Origin of the sequence: Sphingobacterium sp. BS-2, assembly GCF_046161205.1 — a bacterium.
Taxonomy (GTDB): domain Bacteria; phylum Bacteroidota; class Bacteroidia; order Sphingobacteriales; family Sphingobacteriaceae; genus Sphingobacterium; species Sphingobacterium mizutaii.
Genome location: NZ_JBIXGO010000019.1, coordinates 576,249 through 589,006, shown reverse-complemented (window position 1 = coordinate 589,006; position 12,758 = coordinate 576,249). Strand labels below are relative to the sequence as shown.

Genomic DNA, 12,758 nt, shown 5'->3' with positions numbered 1-12,758 from the left:
ATAAATTCTCTATTTATAGATTTCCACCGTAATTTTCCCGTCTGCAGTAACCGTTCCACGGTACATCCCTTCGGTATTGAATGGCATAGCAACTTCACCATTTTTATCGATGGCAATCATTCCACCATCGCCACCTAATTTCCCGATTTCGTCGATTACTTCCTGAGAAGCTTTGGCAACACCCATTTTAGCATATTGCATTTTTGCCGAAACATTAAATGCCGCTACCGAACGGATAAAGAACTCTCCCCATCCCGTACAGGAGATTGCCACAGTAGCATTATTTGCATAAGTACCTGCACCAATGATAGGTGCATCACCTACCCTACCGAATTTCTTATTGGTCATTCCCCCAGTAGAAGTACCAGCAGCAAGGTTGCCTTGTTTATCCAATGCAACACAGCCTACGGTTCCGAATTTTTCATCTTTATATGGCGGCAAGAATGCTTTTTTATCGTCATGGTCCAGTTCCGCACGATCTTTATCTCTTTCTAAAGCTCTCTGCAGACCTTCCCAACGTTGTTTGGTCCAGAAATAAGAGGGATCAACGATTTGGATGCCGTTATTTTGAGCAAATTCCTCCGCCCCTTTACCGATCATCATAACATGTTCGGATTTGTCCATGACCGCTCGCGCTGCGCTGATAGGGTTTTTGATATTGGTAACTCCGGCGACAGCGCCGGCTTTGAGGTTAGAACCATCCATAATGGCAGCATCAAGTTCATTTTTCCCTTGATTCGTAAAAACTGCACCTTTACCAGCATTGAAAAGTGGGGAATCTTCCATGACATGGATTGCAGCTTCAATAGCGTCCAAGCTTGATTTTCCTTGTTTGATCTGATCGTATCCAGCCTGAAGGGATTCCGTTAGTTTAGCGATATATGCTTTCTCCAAGGAGTCCGTCATATTCTTTTTTAGTATAGTACCTGCACCTCCATGAATGGCTAAAACATACTTCGGTTTTGAATTGCTCTGTGCAGAAGAAGGCGTTAAATTCATCATAACACACATTAAGATTAATACGTAGGTTACACTATTTTTCATAATTAGATTCAGTTTTAAACAAAGAACGTAATTAATACCTACAAAAACAAAAGGGGTGGAAACGCCTTCATCCACCCCTAATCAATCTAAACTGTTAGTTAGTCTTATTGCTTAGTCACAGTAAGTTTTGCTTTATTATTCCCTTCAGAAAGGTCAACTACGAATACGTAAGTTGCGCCTACTTCCAGTTTTTTACCAGCCTGAAGACCTAAGTTTCCTGGGTCACGGCCATTTTTTCCATCCCCAACCAAGATCAGGTCACTCGTGGTAGTCAAGTCAGTATTCTTGAATTCACCATTCCAACCTTTTTCATGGAAGAATTTGAAGTTGATATTATCGGTATTGATGGATTGTCCGCCAACAAGGGTAACCTGATATTTCTTATCACCCATTGGTGTCACACAAATTGCCTTTCCTGGATCCCAGCCTACTTGATTGTCAGCAACACTTGGTTTACCGACTCCCTCACCAATAATCCAGATTGCTCCGGTACCATCCGCATTCAATCGCGCTAGATCGTTTCCGTTCATGGCTTCCACCTTGATATACTTCTTACCTAGATCGGCGATGAAGCGGTATTTTCCAGACATCGCGTTGAAGTAGTATTTGTCACCGTCTTGACGGATATAATCTTTATCTACCCACCATCCAGCTGGCATACCTTCGAAAGTCAATTCTTCATCTTTGTTGACCGTCAAATCCAAGGAGAAGATTTCATCTTCTACCATTTCCATATCGGTATCATTGATCGCATAACGAACGAAAGGTGCGGCTGCATAAGTCAGTGTATTGAAGCTGATCTTGTATACACCATCAAAGGCATTTGAAAATGGGATTGGTGTATTGACACCTTGTTGGATTCCCTTGTTTTCCCAACCGAATTGGATTTTGTTTCCAAATTCACCAACTTTTGGTGCTTCGATATAAGCTGGAGCTTTCATCTTGAACTCATCTGAAACTTCATATTGGTTAGGACCTACCTTGCTCATACGATAAGTTTTACCTTCCGCTACCAAATCCAGGTAAGGAAAATCAGGTCTCGCAATAGTCACGACCTTTTCTTCGGTTTTACTCACCATCTGCACATTTTGAAGGGTGAACTTCAACAATGCCGATCCATTGGGAATATTTTTAAGGAAAGGAACATATAATTTTCCAGAATAAGATCCGGCTTCTTTTGTACGGATAGTTTGTTCAGACACCACTTCATCACTGAACAACAATTGTACTTTTAAGGTAGACAGGGCTACACTTTTGTCCGAAACATTCACGGTATATTGTAAGCTGTCGCCAAACAAAGAAGCAGTTGGACTCTTAACTATTTCAATGGCAGGTTCCCCAGCGCCATAAGGCACGATTAATTCATCTTCTTTACAAGAGAACATCAAGCTCAATAGAAGAGAAAAGGCTAAATAATTGATTAATTTTTTCATTTTTTCCAAGAATAAGAAACAACAGAACCTGCAGGAACATCATAGCTGAAATGATTTTTCCCATCCTCAATAACAATTCTAGAATTGCTCCCATTTGAGTTTGCAATTACAAAAGCATAGGTGCCATCTGTATTTTTAAATGCGGAATAAGATAATCCAGCATCAGAATATCCTTCTGACCCAATACGTACTGCTCCTGGTTTTACTACAGCAGACATGTGCCCGATGATATAGTAATGTGAGTTCTTACGAATGGTTTTGTAATCCGCTTTGCTGATATCCACTGCACCATAACAGGTTTGACATCCACCTTCACGGTTAGGACCTCTTTCAGAATCCAACATCAAGTTCCAAACGATTACGCCTTTACTCCAGTTGTTTACTGTACCTAATGCCACTTCACGCATATCTTCCAACAATCTTTTACCCAATGCATGGCCATCATTCCAAGTTCCGATGGAAGTTTCGGTAAAGATTAAATCCTTATTAGGCGCTTTGGCATGGATATCCAATAATTCAGCCTTATCACCACCATAATTATGGTAAGCAGAACCAGCGAAATAAGCCGCAGCAGCAGGATCTTCAAAGATCTTGATTGGGTAATCCTGTTGTTCCGGCATATTATCATAATTATAGTTATGATCGAATGCGTAGATTTTGGTCGTTAGGCCAGCTGCTTTCATTTGTGGACCAAGCGCATTTTTCACAAATGCTTGTTGCTCATTCCAAAACATCACCAATGAAGCAGAGTTCTTATCGTTTAAAGGCTCATTTTGCGTCGTGATGGAGTAAATTTTTATGCCATGCCCATTCATTGCTTGGATCCACTTCACAAAATAAGTCGCATAATCTTGGTAGTATTTCGGGTTCAAGTGACCGCCAGTCCAAGAATCATAAGGTTTCAACTCGGTCAAGTTGTTTACTTTCATCCATTTTGGAGGAGTCCACGGTGAACCCATGATCTTGATCTCAGGATTGATAGCGATAATCTCTTTCAAAACCGGGATAACATATTCCAATTCTTCCGATTGAAGCGCGAAGTTTTCGATTCCGGGTTCATCGGCCAAGGTATATTCATCCAAGGAGAAATCAGAACAGCCGATTGCGATACGGATATAACTTTGACCCATTCCTTCTGTTGGAGAGAATGTTTCTTTTAAGAATTTCGTACGGTCTTCTGGAGCCATTTTCAACAAGTTGAAGGCCGCAGAACCGGTGATAGCCGATCCAAATCCATCCATGGTTTGGAATTTTTTGTTTTCATCGATCTTAATGGTCTTAGTTCCCATATTACTGGTCTTGCTAAAGTCCACAAAAGACTTCTTGAAATCATGGCTAAGCGAGCCTGTTGTGGTATAGATCAGGACATCTCCAGAAGTAGGGTCCACTGGTGCAGGTTCTCCGCCTCCGCCGCCGATATTATCATTACCACAAGCAGTAAAAATCGAGGAGAAAAGGCTAGCAACAAATATATATTTCTTTAAATTATTCATAGTTTCAGTATTAATATCCTAGGTTTTGCTTGATTTTCGGGTTTTCGTCAATAATCGATTGCGGAATTGGCAAACGGTATGAATTTTCTGTAAATGGATACACTTGGGCTTTTCTTCCAGAATCCTTTGCAAAGACAGCATTCATGACAGATTCTACTTTATTCAGGCGTACAAGGTCATACCAACGTTGACCTTCGAAAGCCAATTCTAATCTTCTTTCATTCAATAGGGCATTTAACATGGCATCCTTACTTCCTTTAACGGCATTAGTCAATTTTGGAAGTTTAACGCGTTGGCGAATTTGGTCAATAATTGCTGCTGCTGCAGTTAGATTTGGGCTATCGCCATTAATCAATGCTTCAGCCTTCAATAATAACAGGTCCGCATAACGGATTTTGATGATGTTACTGAATGCAGAACGTGTTTTATACATAAATGGGTAGTTGCTTGCTGGATAGTAATTGCTCCAACCAGCTTCATAATACACGATGGATTCGGTGTAGCGGATCTCATCTCCTTCGCGGGTGAATGCACTTATTAAATCCCTTGAAGGAGTGATCCATTTTGCCCATGTAAAATTGCTATTGTAGTTTGAAAGGTCACGTCCGAACATCCAGGTTACCCAGTTACCATTACCAGCAAAAAATTGAGTCTCTAGAATAGTCTCTTTGCTGTTTCTGATCAAGGGCTCTGCATTTCCATCTTGAACCCCAAACAAGTTTTTATAATCTGCATCTAGCGCAAATCCATCTGCTGCTAAATCATCTACATACTGAATGACCTTCGCGTAGTTACGGATTGGTTTTTCTGCATAGATCTTTGCCAATAATGCTTTGGCAACAGATTTTGAGAATTTAGTTTTGTTTGCAGCTGTATTCGAAGGCGCATCGACTAAGGCTTCTTCTACATCTTTTGCCAAGAATTCATAAACCTCTTTTTCAGGAGTTTGGCTTGGGAAATAATCGTCGTATACCTCTTCGATATTTTCAGCGGTAATGTCTTTACCTACTTTGGTTACCAAAGGGATATCACCCCAAAGACGAACCATATCAAAGAAAATTAAGGCTCTTTGAATTCTAGCTTCAGCTTTATATTGCTTACGCAATGCAGAAGATAGGGAATTGTCGGCAACAGAATCCACATTAACGATTAGGATATTCAGTTTGGCAACATCTTCCAGGTAACGAATCCAGTCACGCTGAACAACGGAGTTTGACCCTTCGATACCGTTATTCTCATAAGGTACTACTTCGGCACCGGTCGTTCCAGCATAAGCATTATCGGAATGCGATTCAGCGATTAACATTTGGTCTAAGTACCAGTGTTCTTGTCTATCACGCATGATATTATATAAGCCTTGCATGTAGTTGTCTACCGCAGCTTTGTCTTTAAAGACTACTTTTTTTCCTTCTTCATTTACCCCTTCAGTCACATCAGAATATTGACTAAGAGGATCTTTATCAAGAGAGCAGCTTGAGATGGCGATCGTACTCAGTACAGCGATCAGCATCTTCTTCATTATATTAAATTTCATTGTTCTCATCATCATAATCTTAGAACTCCATATTTAATCCAAACACGAATGATCTAGTTTGAGGATAGGTACCCCAATCTAAACCTTGTACCCTACCTGAATTCCCCCATTGGTTAACCTCTGGATCCAAGCCTGTATATTTTGTCAAAGTAATTAAGTTAGTGGCTGAGACAAACGGAGCCAATTTGTTAATTCCGATTTTTGACAAAGCTGGAGCTTTGATGTTGTAGGATAGGGAAATGTTTTTCAAGCGGATATAACTTCCATCTTCCACGAAATAAGAGGAGTTTTTCATGTCATACCCTGCACGAGGCACTTCTGTTACTTGACCAGGAACTCTCCAACGTTGAAGAACACGGGTGGATTGGTTTTTTCCGTCGTACATACCTTCCATTTCCATTCTGGAAACGTTGTAGATATCATTTCCTTGAGTACCTTGGATAAAGACGTTCAAGTTGAATCCTTTGTAAGAGAGGTTATTGGTAAAACCGAAAGTGAAGTTAGGGTTCGGATCGCCGATATAAGTTTTATCGTTGACCGTCACTTTGCCATCACCATTGATGTCGGAATAGATCATATCTCCAGTTTCAGGATTTACACCTTCACTGATATAACCGAAGAAACCACCTACAGGTCTACCTGCTTCGTTTCTTACTACGGTTTCATTGACATAATCTGTGGTTCTAGCATCGAAATAAACAGGTTTCAATACCAACTTGGTGAATTTATTTCTATTGAAAGAGATATTAAAGCCTGAAGACCAGGTTAAACCCTCAGATTTTAGGATATCGGCATTGATGTTGGCTTCGAAACCACGGTTGGTCATCTCACCTTCGTTTCTTTGGATTTGGGAGATATTACCACTACCTGGAAGATCTACCCACATCAACATATCGGTCGTATTCTTGTAGTAGTAGTCCAAGTTTACGGTCAATCTATTGTTGAAACCCGTAAAGTCTAAACCTACACCAGTTTGGGTTGTTCTTTCCCAACCTAAGTCGATTGTTCTCAGGTTTTCAGGTGTAACAGAAGCTAAATCATTGGTTTTACCTTCTTCAAACCAAGGGGAACGGATAATATTATAGCGTTGAAGGTAAGCATAGTCACCAATTCCAGATTGGTTACCAGTTTGTCCCCAACCACCACGTAGTTTCAAATCGTTCATCCATGGCACATCGCTCAAGAATTCCTCAGAGGATAAACGCCAAGCTGCAGAAACCGATGGGAACATCGACCATCTCTTGCTCGGGTGTAATTTAGAGGAACCGTCAGATCTTAAATTGGCAGTTACTAAGTATTTTCCGTCATAGTTATAGGAAATACGTCCGAAATAAGACATCATTGCCCAATCAGATGCAGAAGATCCAGTACCTGTCCAAGAAATTTTATTGGCCACATTTAGGGTTTCGATCAAGTCATTTCTAAAGTGTGAACCAAGGATATAACTGTTGGTATAGTTTGAGCTTAACCAAGCCGTACCAGCCATGGCTTCGAAATTGTGTTTATCAAAGCTTTTGTTATAGGTCAAGGTATTATCAAACGTAATAACGGTGTTCATATTTCTAGAATCCGTTGCCTCACCAAATTGGTTTCTACCCCAAGAGGTAGACAATGGGTCTAAGAAAGTAGAAGAGAAAGCATTTCTTCTATCCAAAGCGAACAAAGTTTTGAAGTTCAATCCTGGAGTGATATGTACGGTTGCCGAACCCGATCCGATTAATCTGTTTTCACGGTTGCGGTTATTTCCAGTAGTCGCTAAGTTCTCCAATGGAGAAGTTACGTTCAAACCATAGAAGTTATTGTAGAATTGTTTCGGATTGAATGGATCCATGATTGGAGCAAATGTCGGTGTATTGATTGCAGACAAGACTACACCCCCTCTATTAGACCCCGTACCTTCAACCATTCCATTTCCATTATAGTCGGCATAAGAGAAGTTCGCATTTACGGTTAACCAATCTCTTACTTTGTTTTCGATGTTACCTCTGAAGTTGTAACGTTTGTAGAAAGTAGAATGCACAATCCCTTTGTCATTTACATAGCCTCCCGAAAGGAAGTATTTGATTCTATCGGAACCATCTGATATAGAAAGTTGATAATCTTGGGTCAATCCATCGCTGAAGGTTTCATCAAACCAATCTGTTTGGTCGGTCAATCCATCAGGCAATTTCACGATTCCGATCTCGTCCATCAGTTCCTTGTATTGAGCGGTATTCAATGGGGTAATCGAGTTGGTCACTCTATTTTGAGTAGCTAATGCATTTACAGTAATCTTAGGATTACCTACACGACCTTGTTTTGTAGTAATTAAGATAACCCCGTTTGCAGCTCTAGAACCATAGATAGAGGCTGAGGATGCATCTTTTAAGATTTGCATATCGGCGATATCATTTGGCGATAGGAAGTTGATATTGTCAACAGTCACCCCATCAACTACATAAAGTGGGTCATTACTACCGTTGAAAGAAGTTGTACCACGGATACGGATCGAGGTTCCACCGCCTGGAGCACCAGAAGGTTGAGAAACCGTTACCCCTGCGGCTTTACCTTGAATCGCTTGGTTGGCATTGACAATTGGTCTTTCGTCCAGGTCTTCCAAGGATACAGAGGAAATAGCGGCAGTTACATCTTTTCTTTTAACTGCACCATAACCGATAACAACCACATCTTCGAGCGTATTTGTTTCCGGGCTCAAGGTAATGGTCATGTCTGTTTGTGCAATTACTTCTTGGCTTTTATAGCCTAGATAAGAAACTCGAAGTTTTGAATTAGCTGGAACATTCTCGAGTGTAAATAGTCCAGAGTTATCTGAAGAGGTCGATGTAGAACCTCCGATAACAGTGATGGTAGCCCCAATAATTGGCTCATTGTTGGCTTCGTCTATAACCTTTCCAGAAACTCGAATTCCATTTTGCGCAAATGCAAAATTTGAAAAAACGGATATCATAAAAAGGAAAAGACCGATACTAACTTTAGTAAAAAGTTTCATACGTCTTATAATCAGTTATTAGATTAATATAATAATTTAGGGTATTCCTAAACTTCCCAATCCAAAGTTAAGCAGGGTGCTAATGTTTATTTAGCTTTTGAGGCAGGTCAAAACAAAAAAGTAACCGAAGTAAACCAATAAACATTGTTTTACAGGTCATTAGGCGCTTTTAAAAAGAAAAAAAGTAAAGGGTTTTGCTAATATTTTAGGTTACCAATCTCCTTAATTTGCTCATCGAAGTCTTCTTTGGTTCCTAAAACTTTGTTACGGACCTTCACTCGGTAGTTGTAAACGGTACGTAAGGAGTAGCGAAGGAAGCGAGCAATCTTGGTCGAATCAGAAATTCCGAGACGGATCAAAGCAAAAATACGGAGTTCAGAATTCAGCAATTCATCATGCTTCAAGGTCAACTGTTCTTCAGGTTTCAGGAGCTTGTTGAATTCTTGGATAAAGGTTGGATAAAGGTTCAGAAAGATCACATCGAAATTGTGATAAAGATCGTCCAGTTCGGTCTTGATAAAATCTTGGGATTTCAGTTCCTTACTCAATTCATCAAATTGCTTATTGGAGATTTTCTTTAAGATACCTTTACGGGTATTATCTAATTTATCAATATAAGCAGAACATAACTCAAAAAACTGCGCCATGTATTCCTCCTTAATATGATTTGACTCCTGTAGATCTTGATTGACTTTTAACAACTGAGCATTCAGCCCTTGCAGTTCATCATTTAGGTTTTTCAGGTCCTTTCTGGTTTTCTTCAAGCGCTTCATCTGCATAAACAGAATGATTAAGGCGACCAAAAGCAGGATAGACATGAGGGAAATGGTATACAGGAAGTTTTTGAGTTGGTTTTTATTGGCCTCTTCTTTTTCCTGGAATGCAGAGTTGATAATCGGATAAAAGGATGAGTTTTCTATCGTCCTAAACCTGACATTACAGAAAAGGGCATCTTCCATGGCCTCTTGAATAAATTGATAGGCTTTATCGATTTCATTTCTTTCGAAATAGACTAAGGCTAGACTTTGCATGGAGGCATTGTCCTTGACCGTGTTTTTTACATCGGTAATGGCTGACAAGCTTAAATAATAGATCTGCTTTTCCTGGTCATCTTTGTTTTTATAGAGTAAACCCAAGAGGTAAGCGATTACCGCTCGTTCATGATGTGGTTCTTTGTATTCACTTAATAATTGCAATAATTCTGATTCCGCCTTATCGAAATTATTCCCAAACAATGCCCTAGTTGCAGAGCTTAAGCGATGTTCTCTAGAATCTGAAGGCAGTACATGGAGTAAGGAATCGCGATAGACTTCACTTAGGCTGAAATAATTATAGTGATTGGTACTTTGTCCATAATGGGAATAGAAATCGGAAAAAGCGCGGTAATAATCAGCTTCCTGTTCACTGGATAAGCTTTGTCTTGGTATTCCCTTTAGGATTTCATTGGATTCGATAAAGCGACCAGCCGAGGAGTATAAACCCGCCAATTGGATATCGACCTCATTCTTTTTAAGGTTATCATTCAATAGCTGGGCTAACTTTTTGTTTTCATTGACATAATAGATAGCCGAATCGATCTGATAGGTCTTGAACTCATTATATAATTTCTCCTGTAAGTTGTATCGATCTGTAGGGGATTGGCTGAATTTAAGGTGTTGCTTGATTTCGAAGATCTTCATCAATTTTTCCTTTTCAAACTCAATCTTCCTGCCTAGGACTTTTTGGAGTTCTCTTTCAACTGAGTCTTTGGGACTGATATCCACAGCAGCTTGGGCAAAGGAAGAGGATGCTACCAGTGCCAAAAAATAAATAAAGGAATAGAATACTTTCTTTAATTCAAGTTTACTTATCATCATCTTCTTCCCACCAATCACTTTTCAAATCATCAATTTCCCTTCGGTCTTTTTTAGTAGGTCGACCTGTTCCACGATCTCTTTTCAGGACAGGAGCATGGAAAGACGATTTGAAAGCATAGGTTTCTTCTACAGGTGTGTGATCTTCATAGAATTGTACAGCCGTTTTGGCGTCAGACCTCCGTTCCAGCAATCCAGTCACTTTAAGGACCTTGCGTTCAATCCCTTTCTGAATGCTATAGGTTTCCCCAACTTTTACGATTGCTGATGGTTTTACATTCTGGCCATTGAGTTTAACTTTCCCTGCTTTGCAAGCTTCTGTTGCCAAACTCCTGGTTTTGAATATACGAATTGCCCATAAGTATTTATCAATCCGCAATTTGTCTGATGCCTCTGCCATCCTACAAAAATAGTCATATCTTCTTAATTTTGCCCCTTCTGTAACTTACATATCATTAAAAATCTCCATATTTGTTAATAATTTAAAATTACTTTTAAGAATATTATGGTAGATAATACAACCCTTCAAAAATTAATAGAAGAAGCTTGGGAGAACAGACAGTTATTAGAGTACAAAGAATACTACGAGGCGATTGAATTCGTAATCCAACATTTAGACAAAGGCGAATTACGTGTTGCTGAACCAGTTGGCGAGTCTTGGTATGTTAATGATTGGATTAAAAAAGCTGTAATTCTTTATTTCCCTATCCGTAATATGGAGGTGATCAAGAATGATCCTTTTGTCTACCATGACAAAATGAAATTGAAGACAAATTACAAGGAGTTAGGTGTTCGTGTGGTGCCTGGTGCGTCGGCTCGTTATGGAGCTTTCTTATCCAAAGGTGTTATCATGATGCCTTCTTATGTCAATATCGGTGCTTATGTTGGTGAGGGTACCATGGTTGATACTTGGGCTACAGTAGGTTCTTGTGCACAGATCGGTAAAAATGTTCACTTAAGCGGTGGTGTTGGTATCGGTGGTGTTTTGGAACCTGTTCAAGCAGCGCCAGTAATTATTGAAGACAACGTATTCGTTGGTTCAAGAGCTATTGTAGTTGAGGGTGTTCGTGTGGAGGAAGAAGCGGTATTAGGTGCCAACGTGGTATTGACTGCCTCGACCAAGATTATTGATGTTTCAGGTCCGGAGCCGGTAGAATATAAAGGATTTGTTCCTGCACGTTCAGTAGTTATTCCAGGTTCTTATACCAAGAAATTCCCAGCAGGAGAATATCAAGTACCTTGTGCTTTGATCATCGGACAAAGAAAAGAATCTACCGACAAGAAGACATCATTAAATGATGCGCTTCGTGACCATAATGTAGCGGTATAACACGCTGATGCAAAGACCCTATATAGATAAAGAGGATTTGAATCAGGCTTTAGAGACCCTGAAGTCTGGTGGATTGATCTTGTATCCCACGGATACCATTTGGGGAATAGGTTGTGATGCTACAAATCCAGAAGCGGTGGAAAAGATATTTGCATTGAAAGGAAGAGATAAAGGCAAGAGCATGATCATCCTTTTAGGCAATGACAATCAGCTGCAGAGCTATGTAAGCGAGGTTCCTGAAGTTGCTTATGAACTATTGGAAGCAACGGATAAGCCATTGACCATTATCTATTCCAATGCGAAGAACTTGGCTGCCAATGTGGTTGCTGAAGATGGCAGTATTGGGATCCGTGTGGTGAATCATCCATTTTGTGAACAGTTGTTACAAAGGTTCAGAAAACCTATCGTTTCTACATCGGCAAACATCAGTGGCGAAGCCTCAGCAAGGAATTTCGTGGAAGTCTCTGATGAGATTGTAAATGGAGTGGATTATGTTGTTAAATTTGGTCAACAGGATCCATCAAATGGCACGGCATCGACGATCATGAAATTGGATCCGAGTGGAAAATTTGAATTTATTAGAAAATAAATATGAAAAAGATTATCTCTTTACTGATCTGTGCGGTTGCATTCATTGCATTTAGCCACGCACAAACTGCCATCCAACCGGCAAAAGCTGGAGTAAGCTATGGTAAGAAAATAGATAAAAAAGGTGCTATCACTGTTAAACAACTTGAAAAGAACCTAGCTGGAACAGAATCCTTTACTGGAAAAGTTCAGGGCGAGGTGGTTCAGGTATGTACTAAAAAAGGATGTTTCTTGACCTTGAAAACTGAAGAAGGCAAGGAGCCAATCATGGTACGTTTTACAGACTATGCTTATTTCGTCCCTCAAGATATCATTGGTAAGACAGTGGTATTGGAAGGTAAGGCAAAAGTGAAAGAAACCACGGTAGAGTGGCAAAAGCATTATGCTGAGGATATGGGCAAGAGCAAAGAAGAAATTGCTAAAATTAATCAGCCAAGAAAAGATATTTCTTTGGTTGCAGATGGAGTTCTAGTTGTAAAGTAGACACAAAAGAC

At 40.0% G+C, this 12,758-nt stretch carries 10 protein-coding genes; 3 read left to right on the top strand and 7 right to left on the bottom strand.

Annotation, left to right across the window (positions count from 1 at the left end):
* Positions 1–9 precede the first annotated feature (9 nt).
* The 7 genes from ACK2WI_RS14430 to ACK2WI_RS14400 all read right to left on the bottom strand — a co-directional run bounded on the left by ACK2WI_RS14430 (position 10) and on the right by ACK2WI_RS14400 (position 10,746).
* Entirely contained in the window at positions 10–1,002 is a 993-nt protein-coding gene (locus ACK2WI_RS14430) for an isoaspartyl peptidase/L-asparaginase family protein (RefSeq protein WP_236736554.1), read from the bottom strand.
* 146 nt (positions 1,003–1,148) lie between these two features.
* Positions 1,149–2,477 carry a DUF5125 domain-containing protein gene (locus tag ACK2WI_RS14425; RefSeq protein ID WP_409151440.1) on the bottom strand — a complete coding sequence of 443 codons (1,329 nt, stop codon included), beginning with the start codon at positions 2,475–2,477 and terminating at the stop codon, positions 1,149–1,151.
* Entirely contained in the window at positions 2,474–3,970 is a 1,497-nt protein-coding gene (locus tag ACK2WI_RS14420) for a glycoside hydrolase family 30 protein (RefSeq protein ID WP_409151439.1), read from the bottom strand. The genes ACK2WI_RS14425 and ACK2WI_RS14420 overlap by 4 nt, the downstream gene beginning before the upstream one ends.
* Before the next feature lie 10 nt (positions 3,971–3,980).
* Complete coding sequence (locus ACK2WI_RS14415) at positions 3,981–5,489, bottom strand: RagB/SusD family nutrient uptake outer membrane protein (RefSeq protein ID WP_409151438.1); 1,509 nt, start codon at positions 5,487–5,489, stop codon at positions 3,981–3,983.
* A 34-nt stretch (positions 5,490–5,523) separates the two neighbouring features.
* Entirely contained in the window at positions 5,524–8,493 is a 2,970-nt protein-coding gene (locus ACK2WI_RS14410; RefSeq protein WP_409151437.1) for a SusC/RagA family TonB-linked outer membrane protein, read from the bottom strand.
* Positions 8,494–8,690: 197 nt separating this feature from the next.
* Positions 8,691–10,349 (bottom strand): DUF6377 domain-containing protein, encoded by a 1,659-nt coding sequence (locus ACK2WI_RS14405; RefSeq protein ID WP_409151436.1) that lies wholly within the window; start codon positions 10,347–10,349, stop codon positions 8,691–8,693.
* A complete protein-coding gene (locus ACK2WI_RS14400) occupies positions 10,336–10,746 on the bottom strand; it encodes an RNA-binding S4 domain-containing protein (RefSeq protein ID WP_093100558.1) in 411 nt (136 codons plus the stop codon). The genes ACK2WI_RS14405 and ACK2WI_RS14400 overlap by 14 nt, the downstream gene beginning before the upstream one ends.
* Positions 10,747–10,851: 105 nt before the next feature.
* Between ACK2WI_RS14400 and ACK2WI_RS14395 the strand changes: the two genes are divergently transcribed.
* From ACK2WI_RS14395 to ACK2WI_RS14385, 3 genes are read left to right on the top strand one after another with little or no spacing between them, the layout of a single operon-like run.
* Complete coding sequence (locus tag ACK2WI_RS14395; RefSeq protein ID WP_093100560.1) at positions 10,852–11,676, top strand: 2,3,4,5-tetrahydropyridine-2,6-dicarboxylate N-succinyltransferase; 825 nt, start codon at positions 10,852–10,854, stop codon at positions 11,674–11,676.
* Between the two features lie 7 nt (positions 11,677–11,683).
* A complete protein-coding gene (locus ACK2WI_RS14390) occupies positions 11,684–12,265 on the top strand; it encodes an L-threonylcarbamoyladenylate synthase (protein ID WP_093100561.1) in 582 nt (193 codons plus the stop codon).
* Between the two features lie 2 nt (positions 12,266–12,267).
* Positions 12,268–12,747: a DUF4920 domain-containing protein gene (locus tag ACK2WI_RS14385; RefSeq protein WP_409151435.1), complete on the top strand. Its 480-nt coding sequence runs from the start codon at positions 12,268–12,270 to the stop codon at positions 12,745–12,747.
* Positions 12,748–12,758: the final 11 nt, after the last annotated feature.